We start from the raw sequence: 18,187 nt of genomic DNA, 5'->3' as shown, positions 1-18,187 counted from the left end.
CTCCGCGGTTGCGGAGCAGGAGGGAGACTTTAGCCGCTTTTTCGGCTCCCAGGCAGAGGGCTTCTCACCCTTGCGCGTCTGCTCGCAGCTGACGGTCCGGACCGTTTCGAAACCTTCGCGCGAGACGGCTGCGCCCCGCTGCTGGCTCAACCAGCGGCGAACCCCAGCCCGGCCGAGTCGTCCCGACCAAGCTGGGGTCGTCGCGCCGTCACTTCTTCCGGGCCACCAGCACCGTGTCCCGCACGGACCTCTCCGCCGCCGTCCGCTCCCGGACCTCTGCGGCCACCGAAGCCCACGACTGGTCCAACGTCTCCGCCACTTCCTCAGCCGTGAACATCATGTCCGGCATGTGCGGCCGCCCGGCGTGGTGATCTGCGGGGTCGTGGCCCACCACCAGCAGCGTCCCGCCCGGTGCCACCGCGTCCGCGAGCCGCGCGAACGCCACCTTCCGGGCCGCCGACGGCACGTGCAGGAAATGCGTCGTCACCAGATCGAACTTCGATTCCGGCACCCATTCGGCCAAGTCCGCGGCGACCCAGGCGATGCGGTCCGCGACCCCGAGTTTCCCTGCCTGCGCGCGCCCTCGTTCGATGGCGGTCGTGGAGAAGTCGACCGCCGTCACGCGCCAGCCCTGCTGCGCGAGCCATATCGCGTCGCCGCCCTCGCCGCAGCCCGCGTCCAGCGCGTGGCCCGGTTCGAGGTCGCGAGCCTCGGTCACGAGCTGATCGTTCGGCCGCCCGCTCCACATCTCGTCCTGCGAGCGATACCGCTCCTCCCAGGAGGCACGGTCGAACGGTGGCGCGTCCGCGTGGTTGGCCCGCGCGACCTCCCGCTCCATCTCGTGCGAGAACGGCATTTCCCGCAGCCGCACGGCTTCCTCGGCCTCCTCCTCGACCAGCTCGCCGTTGATCGCCGCCCCTGCCATCAACCCCGCGGCGGCCGAAACCACGACCTGCGCCCGCATGTCCGTGACGTTCCCCGCCACCCACAAGCCGGGCACGGACGTCCGTCCGGTCGCGTCCGCGGGAACCCGCGTCCCGATCACGAACCCGTTGAACTCCACCGGTTCCGGCTCGATCCCGAGCGGCGCGAGAAAGTCCGCCCGCGTCTTGGCCGGCGCCGCGACCGCCAGCGCCTCGCGCGCGACGACCTCGCCCGATTCGAGCCGGACCCCGGTCAGCTGGTCGTCCTCGGCCTCGACCGCGGCGACCACGCCGTCCACGATCCGGACCCCGCGGGCCAGCAGCGGAGTCTCGTCGAAATCGCCGTGGGTGTGCCGGAAAACGACCACGTCGTCGGTCAGCTGCCGCCACATCAACGCCTGATGCACGGTCAGCGGACCGCTCGACAGCACGCCGACCGCCCGGTCGCGCACCTCCCAGCCGTGGCAGTACGGGCAGTGCAGGACGTCCCGCCCCCAGCGCGCCGCCAGCCCGGCGACGTCGGGCAGTTCGTCCACGAGACCGGTCGCGACCAGCACCCGCCGCGCGTGCGTGCGCCGCCCGTCGGCCAGCGAGATCTCGAACCCGTTGTCTCCCTTGGCAATCGACGTCACCGTCTGCGCGACGACCTCGCCGCCGTATCCGGCGAGCTCGGCGCGGCCGAGCGAGAGGAGTTCGGCAGGCGGTGTGCTTTCGCGGCCGAGGTAGTTGTGCACGTGCCCGGCCGGCGCGTTGCGCGGTTCGCCGGAATCCACGACCAGCACCGACCGCCGGGACCGCGCGAGCGCCACCGCTCCGCTCAGCCCGGCCGCACCGCCGCCGACCACCACCACGTCGTACTTCTCGTCCACTGGATCCTCCTGTAGTCCCCGTGCCTTCGGACTATCCGGAGAACGCGCCGACTTGACAAAGTTCTTTGCCGAAGTGGCAAATTGAGCGGCATGAGCGAAGACGATCAGGACCTCGGCGAGATCCTGCACTCGGTCGGCCCGAGGCTGCGCGCCCTGCGCAAGCAGCGCAACGCGACGCTGACCGGTCTCTCGGAAACGACCGGGATCTCGGTGAGCACCCTGTCGCGGCTCGAAGCCGGGCAGCGCAAACCCACCCTGGAACTGCTGCTCGCGCTGGCCCGCGCCTACCAGGTCCCGCTGGACGAACTGGTCGGCGCGCCCCCGACCGGCGATCCGCGCCTGCACCCGAAACCGTTCGTCCGGCACGGCCGGACCTATGTGCCGCTCACCCGGCGTCCGGGCGGCCTGCGCGCCTACAAGATGATCCTGCCGCCGGAGCGTTCCGCCGAACCCCCGGACCAGCGGGTCCACGAGGGGTACGAGTGGATGTACGTCCTGTCCGGACAGTTGCGCCTGATGCTCGGCGAGCACGACGTAACCCTCCGGCCGGGCGAGGTCGCCGAGTTCGACACCCACGTTCCGCACTGGTTCGGCAACGCCGGCGACCAGGTCTGCGAGGTCCTGGCGCTTTTCGGTCCGCAAGGCGAGCGCTTCCACGTCCGAGCCCGGCCTGCCTCTTGACGCATACCCATATCGGCATATGATTGCCGCATGGCACGGGCAGCGACCACCGCGGACGTCTTCAACGCCGTCGCCGAACCACGGCGCCGGGAAATCCTGGACGTCCTCGCCGAGGGCGAACGGCCGGTGAACGACCTCGTCCGTCTGCTGGGCCTGGGGCAACCGCAGGTGTCGAAACATCTGCGAGTGCTGCGCGAGGTCGGCGCGGTCGAGGTGCGGGACGAGGGCAGGCAACGCCTGTACCGGCTGAACGGCCGCGCCCTCAAACCGATCCACGACTGGGTGCGCCGGTACGAACGTTCCTGGGAGGAACGGTTCGCCTCGCTGGACGCCGTGCTGGAAGAAATGGGTTCGACCGAGGAGGAAGACCATGACGGACACGACGACCGGCACGGCGAAGGTGACGCTGCCCGCTGACGACCAGATCCTGATCACCCGGGATTTCGCCGCCCCGCGGCAGCACGTCTACCGCGCCTGGACCACGCCGGACCTGGTGAAGCGCTGGTGGGCGGGCAAGCGGGGCACGGTGACGTCGGTGGACATCGACCTCCGCGTCGGCGGCCAATGGCGCTACGTGATGATCGCGAACGGCGATTTCGAGGTCGCTTTCCACGGTGAGTATCGAGAGATAACGCCCAACGAACGCCTGGTCCACACCGAGGTCTACGAAACCCCAGGTGCCTCGGACGTCGGCGCACCCGTGGTCACGGTGACGTTCGCCGAATCGGGCGACCGCACCAGAGTGACCATGCTGACCGAAACGCACAGCAAGGAACTCCGCGACGCCATCCTGGAATCCGGCATGGAGGGCGGCATGCAGGAGTCGATGGACGCACTGGAGGAAGTCGCGGTCTCGTTGGAGTGAACGGTCCCGGGGCGGCGGCCCGGTCTTCCCCTGCCCGGGCCGCCCGCACCAGCGCGGGCTGTCCCGAGTCAGCCGTACGAGTAAAAGCCCTCGCCGGTCTTGATGCCCAGTTTCCCCGCCTCGACGTAGCTGCGCAGCAGCTCCCGGGGTCCGGTCGGCAGGTGCGGATTCTCGTCCGCGTAATGGTTTTCGATGTCCAGTACGACGTCCAGGCCGACCTGATCCATCATCTGGAACGGCCCGTACGGCAGATGCCAGTTGATCTTGAACATCCCGTCCACGTCCTCCGGCCGGGCGACGCCCTCCGCGACGACGGCCAGCGATTCCCGTTTGATCGCCGCCCACACGCGGTTGAAAATGAAGCCGACGCTTTCCTTCCGCGCCTCGAACGGATGAATGCCGAACTCCGGCAGCACGCCGAGCAGGGTGTCGAGCACGGTACGGCCGGTTTCGCCGTCGGACATGAGGTCGACCGCGTTCGCCGTCGGCGGCATGTAGAAGTGGATGTTGCACAGCCGCGATTTGTCGCGCACCTTCTCGGCCATCATCCGCGACGGATACGACGACGAGTTCGTGGCGAAGATGGTGTCGGCGGGCGCGGCTTTGTCGATGTCGCCCCACAGCGGGATTTTGATGTCGAGCCGCTCGGGCACCGCCTCCACGACGAGCCACGCGTCGCGCAGCGCTTCCTCGATCGACGTCGCGTCCTCCACCCGGCCGATCTCGCCGCTGCCGCGTTTTTCGATCAGGACGGGCAACGTCTCCGCCACGTACTTTGCCGCCGCGTCGACCTGTTCGGAGCTCGGGTCGCTGATCCGCACAGTCCCGCCGCGGGAGGCGAACATCAGCGCGATGCGCCTGCCCAACGTTCCGGCACCGAACACGGTGACCGGCCGGTCGCGGATCTGGTCGAATGTGTACGCGTACGGCATGGCGGGCTCACCCTTTCGATCTCGCGCCAAGAAGACCATCCGGCCTCGTCCGTCGCAATTCCGCGTCCACCGCCGGGGGACTGGCCGTGTAAAATGCGACGTCGTCGAGGTTCGCGAGGTTCGCCGTCTCTGTTACGGCTTCGCCCGTCGCACCGGCGGAATCTTGGCCGACTTCCGCGTTCCGACTGTCACTCCGAACTTCTGGCAAGCTGTCATCGAGTATCCCGACCGCAGGCTCTCGGTCGTCGCTGCCAACGACGTGCCGGTGGTCGCGCTCGCCCGTCCTCGCGCGTTCGCCTTCGCGCCAGCACGCGAGTAGGGGTCGCTGAAGTTCGCCGACGAACCGGAACTGGCCGCCGTGCTGGCGGAAACGGGTCAGTTCTAGGTGCTCACCCCCGCCGACCTCGAGCGTTCCTTTGTCGCCGAAAACTGGCCACACCGCACTCGGTCCGACGTCGCCTACTGGAAGTCGGCGACGCTCGGCGAAGCCCTGTTCAATTACTGGGACTGACCTCCCGAAGCCCGGACAGCGGAAAGGTGCCGCCGCCGGACACCGTGACAGAGCCGGAGAACGCGTCGCCGTCGACCGTGGCGGTCACGCTCACCTCGAAGCGCACTGGATCGGTGACCAGCGCCGTGAAAGCGATCTCCTGGCCGTCGACGGTTCCCGACACGATGGGGACTGTGACCTTCAGCTGAGTGTCGAAGATGGACCCGGACACCTGAGTGCCGTCGGTGGCGAGGTCGAGGAGCAGATCTTTGCTTCCCGTGGGATGGGTGAACGTGACTTTCCAGCTTCCGTCCGGACCGGTTTTCCCGCTGGCGTGCCGAACCTGCTGGTCCGGGCGAGCGACTGGCACCGGTGGTTCGCCGAGGGCCGGTTGCCCGGGTTTCACCGGAACGCCCGCGGAATTCAGGAATCCCGCCATCATCCGGTAATAGCCGACGAGGAACAGGATCTCGATGATCTCGGCATGATCGCGAGTCGCGGCGAGAGCTGCCCAGGTTTCGTCGGACACAAAGGCATTCGCGCACAGTTCGTCGACGGCGCGCAGCGCCGCGTCGTCCTCGGGCGGCCAAGTGGCGTCCGGGTCGGAGAGAGCCGTGATCTCCGCTTCGGTCGCGCCACCGCCAAGCGCGGCGGGCGCGTGGTTCGCCCATTCGTACGGAGCGTCGCACCGGAGCGCGACGCGCAGGATCGCCAGCTCGCGGATCCGCGGACGCAGTTTTCCTTGACTCATCAGGTAACTGCCCAACGCGCCGGACGCCCGCAGCACCTCCGGTGCGCGGGCGAGAACCTGGATCACAGTGTCCGCGCCGAGTTTCGCCAGCTTCTGCTGCTCGGGATCCATCTCGTCGAGTTCGAGGGGAGGGATACGGGGAATCGTCGCGTGCGGCATGTCAGTTTCCTTCCGCGGGCAGGCGATCGAGCGCCGCCCGCGCGTCGTCGAGGCTGAGCAGTGGGTGCGAGTAGATGTCGATCAGCGCGCGGGCGAGCATGGTGTCGCCCGCCGGGCTGAGGATGTCGACGCCGGCCGCCCGGGAAATGTGTTGGTGCAGCACAGTGATCGACAACGCCATCGCGGTGCCGATCGCGGCGCGGACCTTGGGCTCGACCGTCGGCGGATCCGTCCGTTGCCGATCAGCGGCGACGAGCTGGCGCGTGCCGAGTTCGACCATTTCGTCGAACAACGGCGCGACCCCGCCGTCGACCAGCGCACGGACGAGGTAGTCCCGGTACGGCCCGACAGCGATTCGCGCTGCCGCGACGGGGTTCGCGGTGACGCTGGCCGACAGGTCGTCCGGCACCTGGTCGTTGAGCTGGCGGAGGAGCTTGATCAGGTGCGCGTCGCACGCCTCGCGGAGTGCCTGTTTGGACCCGAAGTGGTGCCGCACCAATCCCAGGGACACCCCGGCTTCCACCGCAATGCCCCGGATCGTGGCGCGCTCGAAGCCGTGCTCGCCGAAATGCCGCATCGCCGCGTCGCGGATGCGGGCGCGTGCGGTCAGGTCCTCGGGGTCGGTCATGCCGTCGTCGCTATACGCATGAACAGCATGCTATACGCTTGTATAGTCGCCGCGCCAGGGCGAAACCGTGCAGGAACGTCGTTGTCCCCGCGCGGATGCTGGTTCAGAACTGCTTTTCGCCGCCGTCGACGTAGATGTTCGCGCCGAGAATAAAGCTGCTCTGCTCCGACGCGAGGAACAGCACGGCGTCGGCGACCTCTCGCGGCGTTCCCATCCGGCCGAGCGGAACGCGCGCCGCGAAACTCGCCCGGGCCGCGTCGACCTTGTCCGCGGCGAGCGACTTTTCGAGCACTGGCGTGTCGATGGAGCCGGGCGAAACCACGTTGACCCGGATGCCGCGGTCCTTCAGTTCATTGGCCCACGTCCGGGCGTAGGACCGGACGGCGGCCTTGGACGCCGAGTACGCCCCGAACGACTCGAGGCCGTCGTCCGCGCGCACCGACGAGTTCAGGATCACCGACGCGCCTTTGTTGAGCAGCGGCAACGCTTTCTGCACGGTGAAGAGCGTGCCGCGAACGTTGGTGTCGAAGATCTGGTCGAAGTGCTCTGCGGTGGTCTCTTCGAGGGTTGCGAAGGATCCCGCCGCCGCGTTGGCGAAAACGATGTCGAGCCCCTTGCCGCGGGCGCGAACCGCGTCATAGAGCCGATCGAGGTCGGCCAGATTGGCGATGTCGCCTGTTATCGCAGTGGCCGCCCCGATGCTCTTCGCGGCGGTGTCCAGCGCGTCCTGATTCCGGCCGGTGATGAAGACGTGCGCGCCCTCGGCGGCGAGCCGTTCGGCGGCGGCCAGGCCGATCCCGCTGCTGCCGCCGGTGACGACCGCTGTCTTGCCCTCGAGCTGTCCCATTGCTGACCTCCGGATAATTCGGTACCGATCGGTACCTAAGGATGACCGTAGCACTTCTGAACCGATCGGTACCGAAGAGGTATGCTGGCACGATGACCAGCCAGGAGAAGGCGCACATCGGCCGGCCGCGCGGATTCGACGCCGACGAGGCGCTGCGGCGCGCCATGCTGGTCTTCTGGCAGCAGGGCTACGAAGGGGCCAGCCTGGCCGACCTGACCGAGGCCATGGGCATCACGAAAACCAGCATGTACGCGGCTTTCGGCAACAAAGAGCAGTTGTTCCGCAAGGCTTTGGCGCTCTACGACGAAGGCCCCGCCTCCTATGGCCCGCGAGCGTGGGCGGAGCCGACCGCCGCCAAGGTGGCCGCCGCGATACTCAACGGGGCCGTCCGAGCGACGACCGACCCGGACTGTCCGGCGGGATGCCTGGGCGTCCAAGGCTCATTGGCGGCTGGCGAACTCGGCCATCCTGCGCGCGAACTGTTGGTCGAGTGGCGCAACGCTGCTCGTCGAGCCCTCGAAGAGCGATTCCAGCGAGCCGTCGACGAGCGCGATTTGCCGCCGGATGCCGATCCGGCGCGGCTGGCCCGCTACATTATGACGGTCGCGTTCGGAATCGCCGTCGAAGCTGCCAGCGGTGCGAGCCGGGAAGAGCTACAGGAAGTCGCCGACGCGGCCATGCACAATTGGCCGCCTGTCTGAGTTTCAGTGACTGCAGTAAAGGTCGACCGCGATGGTCATCCGAGCGCGGAACTCGTCGGGGGTCTCCGCGTCGTGCTTGATCCCGATCGCGGTGCTGATCAGTGTCCCGGCGACGTCGGCAGGGGAGCGGCCGCCGATCGCCTCGACGACGAGCGCACGGAACCGTTTCGGATATTCGACTGGCATGGTGCCGAGCAGGTCGGGGTTCGAGTCGATCAGGGCGTCGATCTCCGCGGCCATCGGCCCGGCGTAGCGGCCGGCCCAGTGGTCGAACGCCTTGATCAACCGCTCGCGAAGCGGTTGCCGTGAATCGGCGAGAGCGAGCCGAGCCGCCTCGATGCTGCTTTCGAGTGAATGCTGCACGGTGGCGCGGAACAGCTCCGGCTTGGACGAGAAGTAGAAGTACAGGCCGGGACGCGAAATGTCCGCCGCCTTCGCGACGTCGTCCATGGACGCCTTGCGATAGCCGTAGCGCGCGAACACCTCCAAGGCCGAGTCCAGTACCTGCGTGCGCCGATCGCTGCCCATAGACACACTATACAAACTTGGTTCAGTGCGTATAGTCGGCAGGGTGCCTCAACAATCCCTGATCCGTACGGCCTTCGACGCCGCCAGCACCGCCGCCGGCGTCGTCGCGGGCCTCAATCTCACTGGCGTTCGCGCCGTCGTCACCGGTGCCACCTCGGGCCTAGGTCGCGAGACCGCCCGCGCGCTCGCCTCTGTTGGCGCTGACGTCACCCTGGCCGTACGCAACATCGCTCTCGGCGCGAGCGTCACCAATGACATCGCCGCATCCACCGGAAACCGCGCCGTCCGCGCCGCACACCTCGAACTGGCCGACCTCGCCACGGTCACCCGCTTCACCGACGGCTGGGACGGCCCGCTGCACCTGCTGATCAACAATGCCGGCGTGATGCGTCCGACCCTGGGCCGCACTCCGCAGGGTTGGGAACTGCAGTTCGCGACCAATCACCTCGGCCATTTCGCGCTGGCACTGGGCCTGCACGATGCCCTAGCCGCAGGCGCGAACCAGCGTGGAGCGGCCCGGATCGTCGCGGTGACGTCCGGCGCGCACATGTACTCACCCGTTGTCTTCGATGACATCCACTTTACCCGGCGCGCCTACGACCCCCAATTGGCTTACGGGCAGTCGAAAACGGCCAACTCGTTGTTCGCGGTGGAAGCGACTCGCCGGTGGGCAGCCGACGGAATCGTCGCCAACGCGGTCAACCCTGGCGGAGTTTCCACTGGCCTGCAACGGGATTTCACCCAAGACATGAGGGATCACCTAGACCGGCTCGAAGCCGCCGGAGTTTTCGCGTACAAGACCATCGGGCAAGGCGCGGCCACCACTCTCGTCGCCGCGACCGCCCCGGAATTCGCCCATAACGGTGGTCATTACCTGGACGACGGCAAGGAAGCCGCGACAGTTCCCGACGATGTCGACTTGGCAGGCAACAGCCACGCCGTCAAACGCTGGGCGCGCGACGGCACGGCCGCGCGGCAACTGTGGGAGCTGTCCCTCGACCTGGTCCGCCAACCCTGATCAGGTCCACTTCCCAACACGGTCAACGCAAAGCAGCTTGCCGCCGCTGACCAACCCGGGCGATCACGATCACCCACGCCCTCGCCCCTGAACGGCGAAAGCGCCGCCCCGACTCGGGATCCATCCGGGAGCACCCACAGTCCTGAGCGGAAGCTGCGGCACAGATCACGCCGTCGGCCGGCCCGCCCCCGCGTAATCGTCGCCAGGCTTCCGATACGGATGAACCTGCACCGCCTGCCCAGTCTGCGGCGCGTCGATCATCTGCTGGTTTCCGATGTAAATCCCCACGTGGTGGATCGTCGAAGCGGGCTCCCCGTAGAAGATCAAATCGCCCAATTGGGGTTCGCTCACATGGGCAACGCTGCGGAATTGCGTGTCCGCCGTGCGCATCAGCTTGATGTCAGCGCTCGCGTAAGCCGCGGTCGTCAGACCGGAACAGTCGAACCCAGGGTCGGCATCGCGAGTGCCGTTGCCGCCCCAGACGTACGGCAGTCCAATTTGGTCAATCGCGAAGTCGACCGCCGTGAGCACCGCGGGGTTGGGCGGCTGATCGCTCTGGCCGACCGTGCCGTAAACGTTGGTCGTCGCCAACGTCCGATGCAGAACGACCGGCGCCGGCTCCAGCGTGGCGACCCCGTTCCACCAGTCCGTCGCCAGATCGCGGCCATTCGCACAGAGCGCGCGCCCGGCCGTGAGCGCCGAGTCATCGATGTTCTGAATGTCAGGTTTACCGCCGGACGCACTGCGCTGCCACTTGCTCCACACCGCGGGGGAGAGCTGCAACGGCCCCGCCGCTCCCGGCGTCGACACGGGCCGGTGATAGAAGTCGAAAACCTCCACCGTGCCAAGCGGTTTCGCGAGCGTCCCGTTTTCCCCGACTCGATTACCCTGTGCCCGCCCATGATCGCTGGCGATCTTCCCGATCGCAGCGAGAGTGATCCAGGACAGGTGACAGCCGGGCTGTTCCTTGCCGAGCGTGACGGTCGCCTGCGCGTATCCGTTCATCGCCCGCAACGGAATATCAAGCCACTGACTGGTCCGCGACGCCCAAGCACCAAACTCCCCAGCCCGCGGCACCCCAGGCTGAGTCGGCACCACCGACGCCGGCGCGGCCGTCTTCGAGGTACCCGGCACCAATGACGACGTCGCCGCCACGTTCCCGGAATTCGCGTCCCCGGCACCGCCACCCGGCAAAACCTGCACCGCGACGACCAACGCCGCAACGACCACCACAGCCGCCGCCAACGCCACCACAACCCGCCGATTCCGCGCGAGAAAACCCTGCCCCGCAGAACCCTCTCGCCCCGACGGCTGGAGCTCGTCGCCATCTAACGGCGACTCGCTGGTCAACGCGGCCGCGTCTCCATCCCGCAACGACTCGTCAGCCACCCCGGAGGTTTCGCCACTCAACGGCGACACCCTGGTGGGCTCGAGTGTCTCGCCATTCGATGGCGAAACACCAGACGAGGTCGCACCACCATTCACCGGCGAGACCTCGCCCGGCTCGGAGGCGTCGCCGTTCAACGGCGAAACGCTGGCCAAGTCTGCTGCGTCGCCACTCAGCGGCGACTCACTGGTTAACGCGGGCGAGTCTCCGCCCCGCGACGACTCATCGGCCCGCCCGGAGGTTTCGCCACTCAGCGGCGACACCCCGGTCGACCCAGGATTTTCGCCGCCCGCCGACGACGATTCACCGACAGACGTATAACCCAAGTCGGCCGATCCGCCGCCCGCCGACGTCTCCTCGCTCGCGGACAGATCATCGAAGCGAGCCGTTTCGCCGCTCATCGGCGACGCTCCACTCGCGAAAGGTTCGCCCGAGTTGACCGGTTCGCCGCTCCCCGCCGATGCGCCGTCCACGGACGGATCACCGGAGCTGACAGATTCGCCGCTCATCGGCGACGCGCTGCCGGCGGACGGCTCACCGGAGCTGACAGATTCGCCGCTCATCGGCGACGCCCCGCCAGCAGACGGCTCACCGGAGCTGATCGATTCGCCCTTCACCGGCAACGAACCGTCTCTCGAGGCTCCCCGCCGCCCACGCCCGCTCCCGCACCATGCGTGACCTGCGATTCGCCATCCAGCGGCGATCGCCCAGCCCCGTCCATCACCGGCCCCCGGCGAGTCTGGACAACACGAACTCGCGCAGGACGTCCAGCTCCGTGTCCACCGCCACCTCGATCGGCCGCCCCGTCGACCTGTTCGGGACCGCTCGCCGGTCGACGATCGTCATGCCGCGGGTCGGGCCGTGGCCGGAGTCGATGTCGACCGGGTAGGTCTCCGTGCGCAGAAGGCCTGGGCGGATCGCTTCGGCGACGGCCACCGCGTCGTGCATGACGATGCCTTCGTAGCCGAGCACCTGACGGTAGTGCGCGAGGTAGTCCGGAGTGAACGAGTTCAGCGCCTGCCCGATCGGTCCGGACGCGGCGAGTTTCGCCAGCCACGTGCTGTCGACCGCGCACCGGTGAGTGAGGTCGAGGGGGACCATCACGCACGGGACGTCGTCCTCGGCGATCACGCGCCGCGCCGCGTCCGGGTCGGCCCAGATGTTGAATTCGGAGACGGCGGTCGAGTTGCCGAGGGTGATCGCGCCGCCCATCAGGACGATGCGCGCGATCTTCGAACGCACGCCGGGGTGGGCCGCGAGCAGGGCGGCGATGTTCGTGAGCGGACCGATCGGCGCGATGGTCACCGGCTCGTCCGAGGCTTCGAGCAGCGAGACCATCAGGCTGACCGCGTCGGAATCCTCGAGCGGGCGGGTGGCGTCGGGCAGCGAAGCGGCGTGCCCGGAAAGCCCGTCGGAGCCGTGAACGGTGCTCAACCGGTGCAGTTCGCGAGCGAGGAGCGGCCGCGAGGCGCCCGCGGCGACCGGCACGTCCGGGCGGTCGCACAACTGCAGCAGCCGGCGCGCGTTAGAGGTCGTCGTGGTCAGCGGCACGTTGCCGAATACGGTTGTCACGGCCAGCAGGTCGACGTCCGCCGACCTCGCGGCCAGTGCGATCGCGAAAGCATCATCGACTCCGGGGTCGGTGTCGATGATCAGCTTGGTCCCCATCCTGCTCCCCTTGCGTGTGGCCGGCCGTCGTCCACAGGTTACGGTCAAGGGCATGACGTCGATGTGGGGTGCGCCCGCGTTGTCGCGCGTGCGCGCCTGGCGGCGGGCCCGGCGGGACCCGCACCAGGCGAAGTTCCTGACGGCCGACTCGCTGCGCTGGGTACTGCGCAATCGCGCGTACACGCCTTGGTATCTCGTGCGGTACTACCGGCTGCTCAAATTCCGCATCGCGAACCCGCACATCATCCTGCGCGGCATGCTGTTCCTCGGCAAGAACGTCGAGATCCACTGCCGTCCCGGTTACGGCCGGATGGAGATCGGCCGCTGGGTGCACATCGGTGACGGCAACGCCATCCGCTGTCACGAGGGGTCCCTTCGCATCGGCGACAAGTCGGTGTTCGGGCGGCAGAACGTGATCAACTGCTACCTCGACATCGAGCTCGGCGCCGCGACGCTTGTCGCCGACTGGGTGTACATCTGCGACTTCGACCACGTGACCGCGGACATCCACGTGCCGATCAAGGACCAGGGCATCGTCAAGTCGCCGGTCCGGATCGGCCCGGACACGTGGCTCGGCACGAAGGTCAGCGTCCTCAAGGGCACGCGCGTCGGCCGCGGCAGCGTGCTCGGCGCGCATGCGGTGGTCCGCGGTGACATCCCGGACTACTCGATCGCGGTTGGTTCACCGGCCCGGGTGGTCCGCAACCGAGAGGACGATTACGCGGCGGATGCGGCCCGGCGCGAGGCTGTCGCTGACATGGCGCGCAAGGCGAACAAGGCACTGCAGAAAACGCTCGGCGACAGCTGACGTCGGCGCGCCGCACGTTGAGTTCGGCGGCGAAAATGACCTGACAGCGCCGATCGCCTCGCCTCATGAGCGAAGCCCTCCATCGGCACGTCGCCGCCTTCAACAACCGTGATCTTCAAGCCCTCCTCGACGGCTTCACCGAGGACGCGGTCTGGATCACCGGCAACAGCGTCGCGCGCGGACGCGACGAACTGACCGAACTGTTCAGCGGTGCCATGGAACAACTTCTCCCGACGTTGACGGTCGAGAACGTTCTCGCGGACGGTGACCAGGTTGCCGCCCAATTGACCGAGCGGCTCACCCATAACGGCGAGGAGCACGTTTTCGCCATCGCCGGCTTCTATCGGCTGGCCGGAGACCGCATCAGGTCGGCGAAGATCTACCGCGAAGGAAGCGCCGAACTCGGCTGAGCGGCTGTTGCCGTTTTTTGGCGAATCACGCTGACCTGCGGAAACGACCCCTTGCAGGGCTCGGTGAGCCGGTCCTCGGCAGGGATCGAACCGTCTGAACAGTTCACTCGACGCCGCAGTCAGACGGTTCCGGCAGCGCCTTTGCCACTGCGTGGTCGGCCAACGGGCAAATCCCGCCAAGCCGCAGCCGCGCAGGTGCTCAACCGTCTTGCCGAGGCAGGCCAGACCAGCGACACCTCAGAGCAGGAAGTGGAACAACGGACTCCCCGGCTCCACCTGCTCCACCTGCAGCGGACTCTTCTCCAGTCGTGCCAACAGCCCCGGCAGATCCGCGCGCCGGGGGATCTCGACGCCGATCAGCGCCGGGCCGATCTCCCGGTTGTTGCGCTTCACGTACTCGAACCGCGTGATGTCGTCCTCTGGCCCGAGGATTTCGTCAAGGAATCGCCGGAGCGCACCAGGTTCCTGCGGGAAGCTGACGAGGAAGTAGTGCTTCAACCCCTCGTGCATCAGCGAGCGTTCGAGGATCTCGCTGTACCGGCTGACGTCGTTGTTGCCGCCGGACACGATGCACACCACGGTCTGCCCCGGCTCGACCTGCACGCTCGCCCCGAGCGAAGCGGCCGCGAGCGCACCCGCGGGTTCAGCGATGATGCCGTCCGATTGGTACATCGACAGCATCTCCGTGCACACCGCGCCCTCGGCGATGGAGGTCAGTTCCGCGCCGCTGTCCCGGATCAACGGGAACGTCACCTGACCGGCCTCGCGCACCGCGGCACCGTCCACGAATGGGTCCACCGCGTCGATCCGCACCGGTTCACCCGCTTCGAGAGCCGCTGCCATGCACATCGCGCCCGCCGGTTCGACGCCGACGACCCGGATGTCCGGATGCCGCTCGCGAACCCACGTCGCGATCCCAGCCAGCAACCCGCCGCCGCCAACTGGCACGACCAGGACATCGGGCACGAACCCGAGCTGCGAAACCACTTCAAGCGCGACAGTGCCCTGACCGGCAACAGTGCGGACGTCGTCGAACGCCGGCACGAGCGTGGCTCCAGTGCGGTGGGCGTCGTCTTTAGCCGCGGCGAAGGCGTCTTCGTATGTCTCGCCGACAACGATGACCTCGATGTGCGCGCCGCCGAGCGTCGCAATGCGTTCGCGCTTCTGCCGAGGCGTCGTACCCGGCACGTACACGCGACCATTCGCCCCTAAACGGCGACACGCGTACGCGACGCCTTGTGCGTGGTTACCAGCGCTCGCGCATACGACACCGCGCGCCCGCGTCTCAGCGTCGAGTTGCACGATGAAGTTGTACGCGCCGCGGATCTTGTACGACCGGACCGTCTGCTGATCTTCGCGCTTAAGCCAGACGCGCGCGTCTACGCGGGACGAGAGACGCGCATTGGGCTCGAGGGGCGTGCGTGTGACCACGCCCGCGAGCCGTTCGGCGGCCTGCTCGACCAGTTCTGCGTTCACCGTGTCGATGTCGTGCACTCGGGTGAATGTACTTCGCACCCGGTGAACACGTCCGAGGCACTCAGGTCACAGGTTGCGTTCACGTCTTCGGGACGGCCGGGTACGGGACGAACGTGCTGGTGTTTTCGTCCACCGTGAGCGGTTTGCCGATTGCCGGAAACGCGCGTTGCGAACAAGCGGGCCGATCGCACACCTTGCAGCCCATGCCGATCGGCGTCGCGGCGGCGGGTTCGTCCAGGTCAAGACCGGTCGAGTAGATCAGGCGACCAGCGTGGCGCAGCTCGCAGCCGAGGCCGACGGTGAACGTCTTGCCCGGGCTGCCGTACCCGCCGATATTGCGCGACACCGTCCGTGCGACCCAGAAGTACCGCTTGCCGTCGGGCAGCGCCGCGATCTGCGTGAGGATCTTGCCCGGCGAGGTGAAGGCCTCGTAGATGTTCCACAACGGGCAGGCGCCACCGACGCGCGAGAAGTGGAACCCCGCCGCCGACTGGCGTTTCGACATGTTCCCGGCCCGGTCGACCCGCACGAACGAGAACGGCACGCCGCGCTGTTTTGGCCGCTGAAGAGTCGACAGCCGGTGGCACGTGGTCTCGAAACCGACGCCGAAGTGGTCGCAAAGCCGCTCGATGTCGTATCGGAACTCCTCGGCCGCGGCCAGGAACGGGCCATACGGGAGGATCAGCGCGCCGGCGAAGTAGTTCGCCAGGCCGACGCGCGCGAGCGTCCGCGCGGCTGGGCCGGAAAACGCCCACGAATCGGCGAGTTCGGTGATCAAGTCGTCGTATTCCAGCAACGCGATCTGGGACGCCATCCGGAACGCCTGCTGTCCGACGCGCAGGCTCGGCGCCAGCCGCAACACCCGCGTCGCCGGCTCGTACCGATGCTGCTCACCTGCGGATTCGTTGATGCCCTCGTTCGTCACGTCGACGCCGTAGCGCTGCCACAACCGTTCCTTGAGCGACCCGAGCACCGAGCCGCGGCGCAGCGGGATCTGCGCGGCCATCTTCTCGGCCCGCTCGTCCAGCTCGGCGACGTAGTTCTCCCGCTCGTAGAAGAAGTCGCGAACCTCCTCGTGCGGCAGCGGCGCGGCGGCGCTCCCGTGCAGGCCGAGCCCGTTTTCGGTGGTCAGCGCGGCCGTGCTCTCGACCGCGTTGCGGTAGCTGCGGTGCAGTTTCACCAGCGCTTGGGCGATGGACGGCAGGTTGCTGGCCAGGTCGTTCAGCTCGCTCGTGGTCGCTTCGATGCCCACGGCCTCGTCGAGCAGGGCTTCTTTCACGTCAGCGACGAGCCGCGAGGTGTCGTTGTTGGCGAAGAACTCGGTGTCGACCCCGAACGCCTGCGTGATCCGCAGCAGGACCGGCACAGTCAACGGGCGCGAGTTGTGCTCGATCTGATTGAGATAACTGGGTGAGATCTCGAGCACACGGGCGAGGTCAGCCTGGCTCATCGACCGGCTTTCGCGCAGATGCCGCAACCGCGCCCCGGCGAAAGTTTTGTCCATGGGTGCTCCATCCGGCCGGAAGGTTTCCCGGCCTGAACGATTACGTGAACGATCAAGCCCGCGAATTTTCGCTGCGGTTGCGAACCACAGATTCGCAACCTTTGCAACATGCTAGGTAACCTTCGCAGAAATTGGCAAATTGGAGCGGTAGACCGGGTTTTCAGGCTCGTGTCAGGGTTGTGACCAGGCAAGGCGAGCAATCGCAAACTTCGCAACACGGGAGAGTCCGATGACCGAGCAGGCCAATCAGCTCGAGCAGGCGGCGGCCGAGCTGGCCGAGCAGTGGAAGACCGACCCCCGCTGGGCGGGTGTCCAGCGGACCTACTCCGCCGCCGACGTGGTGAAGCTTCGCGGTTCTGTCGTCGAAGAGCACACCCTCGCCCGCCGCGGCGCCGAGAAGCTGTGGGAGCTGCTGCACAGCGAGGACTACGTCCACGCGCTGGGCGCCCTCACCGGCAACCAGGCCGTGCAGCAGGTGCGCGCCGGCCTGAAGGCCATCTACCTGTCCGGCTGGCAGGTCGCCGCCGACGCCAACCTCGCCGGCCAGACCTACCCGGACCAGAGCCTCTACCCGGCCAACTCGGTCCCGGCCGTCGTCCGCCGCATCAACAACGCGCTGGGCCGCGCCGACCAGATCAACTGGGCCGAGGGCAACGGCGACATCGACTGGTTCGCCCCGATCGTCGCCGACGCCGAAGCCGGCTTCGGCGGTCCGCTGAACGCGTTCGAGCTGATGAAGGGCATGATCGCGGCGGGCGCCGCGGGCGTGCACTGGGAAGACCAGCTCGCGTCCGAGAAGAAGTGCGGCCACCTCGGCGGCAAGGTCCTCATCCCGACCAAGCAGCACGAGCGCACCCTGAACGCCGCCCGTCTCGCCGCCGACGTGCTGAACGTGCCGACCCTGGTCGTCGCCCGCACCGACGCGCAGGCCGCGACCCTGCTGACCAGCGACGTCGACGAGCGCGACCGCAAGTACCTCACCGGCGGCCGCACCTCCGAGGGCTTCTACGAGGTCAACAACGGCATCGAGCCGTGCATCGACCGCGGCCTGGCCTACGCGCAGTACGCCGACCTGCTGTGGATGGAGACCTCGACGCCGGACCTCGAGGTCGCCCGCAAGTACGCCGAGGCGATCAAGGCGCAGTACCCGGACCAGATGCTGGCCTACAACTGCTCGCCGTCGTTCAACTGGAAGAAGCACCTGGACGACGACACCATCGCGCGGTTCCAGCGCGAACTCGGCGCCATGGGCTACAAGTTCCAGTTCATCACGCTGGCCGGTTTCCACGCGCTGAACTACTCGATGTTCGACCTGGCGCACGGCTACGCCCGCAACGGCATGAGCGCCTACGTCGACCTGCAGGAGCGCGAGTTCGCTTCGGAGGAGCGCGGCTACACCGCGACGAAGCACCAGCGCGAGGTCGGCACCGGCTGGTTCGACCTGGTCTCCACCGCGCTGAACCCGGAGAGCTCGACCACCGCGCTCAAGGGTTCGACCGAAGAAGACCAGTTCCACTGACGCACCCGCGGGCCGGCGATTCC

General features: G+C 67.6%; 19 protein-coding genes. 9 read left to right on the top strand and 10 right to left on the bottom strand.

Annotated elements, in window-relative coordinates; genetic code table 11:
• Window positions 1-208 precede the first annotated feature (208 nt).
• Complete coding sequence (locus ATK30_RS10055) at window positions 209-1,792, bottom strand: bifunctional NAD(P)/FAD-dependent oxidoreductase/class I SAM-dependent methyltransferase (protein WP_101435355.1); 1,584 nt, start codon at window positions 1,790-1,792, stop codon at window positions 209-211.
• A 90-nt stretch (window positions 1,793-1,882) separates the two neighbouring features.
• Between ATK30_RS10055 and ATK30_RS10050 the strand changes: the two genes are divergently transcribed.
• The 3 genes from ATK30_RS10050 to ATK30_RS10040 are packed head-to-tail and all read left to right on the top strand — an operon-like array spanning window position 1,883 to window position 3,338.
• Entirely contained in the window at window positions 1,883-2,473 is a 591-nt protein-coding gene (locus ATK30_RS10050) for a helix-turn-helix domain-containing protein (protein WP_183125498.1), read from the top strand.
• Window positions 2,474-2,503: 30 nt separating this feature from the next.
• Window positions 2,504-2,890, top strand: a complete 387-nt coding sequence (locus ATK30_RS10045; RefSeq protein ID WP_101435353.1) for an ArsR/SmtB family transcription factor — start codon at window positions 2,504-2,506, stop codon at window positions 2,888-2,890.
• Window positions 2,844-3,338, top strand: a complete 495-nt coding sequence (locus tag ATK30_RS10040) for an SRPBCC family protein (RefSeq protein ID WP_101435352.1) — start codon at window positions 2,844-2,846, stop codon at window positions 3,336-3,338. The genes ATK30_RS10045 and ATK30_RS10040 overlap by 47 nt, the downstream gene beginning before the upstream one ends.
• A 68-nt stretch (window positions 3,339-3,406) precedes the next feature.
• On the opposite strand, the gene ATK30_RS10035 is transcribed toward ATK30_RS10040, so the two are convergent.
• The gene (locus ATK30_RS10035) at window positions 3,407-4,270 is read right to left on the bottom strand and encodes a 3-hydroxyacyl-CoA dehydrogenase family protein (RefSeq protein ID WP_101435351.1); all 864 of its coding nucleotides are present in this window, start codon (window positions 4,268-4,270) and stop codon (window positions 3,407-3,409) included.
• A 385-nt stretch (window positions 4,271-4,655) separates the two neighbouring features.
• Here ATK30_RS10035 and ATK30_RS46835 point away from each other — a divergent pair, with 385 nt between their 5' ends.
• On the top strand, window positions 4,656-4,781 hold the full coding sequence (locus ATK30_RS46835; RefSeq protein WP_279629988.1) for a hypothetical protein: 126 nt from the start codon (window positions 4,656-4,658) through the stop codon (window positions 4,779-4,781).
• On the opposite strand, the gene ATK30_RS10025 is transcribed toward ATK30_RS46835, so the two are convergent.
• From ATK30_RS10025 to ATK30_RS10015, 3 genes are all read right to left on the bottom strand, one after another.
• Window positions 4,765-5,670, bottom strand: a complete 906-nt coding sequence (locus ATK30_RS10025; RefSeq protein WP_101435350.1) for a carboxymuconolactone decarboxylase family protein — start codon at window positions 5,668-5,670, stop codon at window positions 4,765-4,767. The two genes, ATK30_RS46835 and ATK30_RS10025, sit on opposite strands and share 17 nt — an antisense overlap.
• 1 nt (window position 5,671) lies before the next feature.
• Window positions 5,672-6,298, bottom strand: a complete 627-nt coding sequence (locus ATK30_RS10020; RefSeq protein ID WP_101435349.1) for a TetR/AcrR family transcriptional regulator — start codon at window positions 6,296-6,298, stop codon at window positions 5,672-5,674.
• A 103-nt stretch (window positions 6,299-6,401) separates the two neighbouring features.
• Window positions 6,402-7,145 carry an SDR family oxidoreductase gene (locus tag ATK30_RS10015; RefSeq protein ID WP_101435348.1) on the bottom strand — a complete coding sequence of 248 codons (744 nt, stop codon included), beginning with the start codon at window positions 7,143-7,145 and terminating at the stop codon, window positions 6,402-6,404.
• Between the two features lie 92 nt (window positions 7,146-7,237).
• Here ATK30_RS10015 and ATK30_RS10010 point away from each other — a divergent pair, with 92 nt between their 5' ends.
• Window positions 7,238-7,846 (top strand): TetR/AcrR family transcriptional regulator, encoded by a 609-nt coding sequence (locus tag ATK30_RS10010; RefSeq protein WP_101435347.1) that lies wholly within the window; start codon window positions 7,238-7,240, stop codon window positions 7,844-7,846.
• Window positions 7,847-7,849: 3 nt separating this feature from the next.
• On the opposite strand, the gene ATK30_RS10005 is transcribed toward ATK30_RS10010, so the two are convergent.
• Window positions 7,850-8,374, bottom strand: a complete 525-nt coding sequence (locus tag ATK30_RS10005) for a TetR/AcrR family transcriptional regulator (RefSeq protein ID WP_101435346.1) — start codon at window positions 8,372-8,374, stop codon at window positions 7,850-7,852.
• A 25-nt stretch (window positions 8,375-8,399) separates the two neighbouring features.
• On the opposite strand from ATK30_RS10005, the gene ATK30_RS10000 reads away from it, so the two are divergent.
• Window positions 8,400-9,392 (top strand): SDR family NAD(P)-dependent oxidoreductase, encoded by a 993-nt coding sequence (locus ATK30_RS10000; RefSeq protein WP_244194573.1) that lies wholly within the window; start codon window positions 8,400-8,402, stop codon window positions 9,390-9,392.
• Window positions 9,393-9,557: 165 nt separating this feature from the next.
• On the opposite strand, the gene ATK30_RS47680 is transcribed toward ATK30_RS10000, so the two are convergent.
• Window positions 9,558-10,646 carry a C40 family peptidase gene (locus ATK30_RS47680; RefSeq protein ID WP_101435344.1) on the bottom strand — a complete coding sequence of 363 codons (1,089 nt, stop codon included), beginning with the start codon at window positions 10,644-10,646 and terminating at the stop codon, window positions 9,558-9,560.
• An 853-nt stretch (window positions 10,647-11,499) separates the two neighbouring features.
• Window positions 11,500-12,447 (bottom strand): nucleoside hydrolase, encoded by a 948-nt coding sequence (locus tag ATK30_RS09985; protein WP_101435342.1) that lies wholly within the window; start codon window positions 12,445-12,447, stop codon window positions 11,500-11,502.
• Window positions 12,448-12,499: 52 nt separating this feature from the next.
• Here ATK30_RS09985 and ATK30_RS09980 point away from each other — a divergent pair, with 52 nt between their 5' ends.
• Window positions 12,500-13,255: an acyltransferase gene (locus ATK30_RS09980; RefSeq protein WP_101435341.1), complete on the top strand. Its 756-nt coding sequence runs from the start codon at window positions 12,500-12,502 to the stop codon at window positions 13,253-13,255.
• Between the two features lie 65 nt (window positions 13,256-13,320).
• On the top strand, window positions 13,321-13,665 hold the full coding sequence (locus ATK30_RS09975; RefSeq protein WP_101435340.1) for a nuclear transport factor 2 family protein: 345 nt from the start codon (window positions 13,321-13,323) through the stop codon (window positions 13,663-13,665).
• A 237-nt stretch (window positions 13,666-13,902) separates the two neighbouring features.
• On the opposite strand, the gene ilvA is transcribed toward ATK30_RS09975, so the two are convergent.
• Both ilvA and ATK30_RS09965 read right to left on the bottom strand, forming a co-directional pair.
• Window positions 13,903-15,159, bottom strand: coding sequence for a threonine ammonia-lyase IlvA (gene ilvA / locus ATK30_RS09970; protein WP_101435339.1), 1,257 nt, complete (start codon window positions 15,157-15,159; stop codon window positions 13,903-13,905).
• A gap of 61 nt (window positions 15,160-15,220) precedes the next feature.
• Window positions 15,221-16,645 (bottom strand): short-chain fatty acyl-CoA regulator family protein, encoded by a 1,425-nt coding sequence (locus ATK30_RS09965; RefSeq protein ID WP_101435338.1) that lies wholly within the window; start codon window positions 16,643-16,645, stop codon window positions 15,221-15,223.
• 229 nt (window positions 16,646-16,874) lie between these two features.
• Between ATK30_RS09965 and aceA the strand changes: the two genes are divergently transcribed.
• Window positions 16,875-18,164 carry an isocitrate lyase gene (aceA, locus tag ATK30_RS09960; RefSeq protein ID WP_100266719.1) on the top strand — a complete coding sequence of 430 codons (1,290 nt, stop codon included), beginning with the start codon at window positions 16,875-16,877 and terminating at the stop codon, window positions 18,162-18,164.
• The last annotated feature ends 23 nt before the right edge of the window (window positions 18,165-18,187 follow it).

The sequence above is a fragment of the Amycolatopsis echigonensis genome (assembly GCF_002846615.1).
Lineage (GTDB): Bacteria > Actinomycetota > Actinomycetes > Mycobacteriales > Pseudonocardiaceae > Amycolatopsis > Amycolatopsis echigonensis.
The sequence above is the reverse complement of the archived record's forward strand: the minus strand, read 5'-3'. Positions and strand labels throughout refer to the sequence as shown.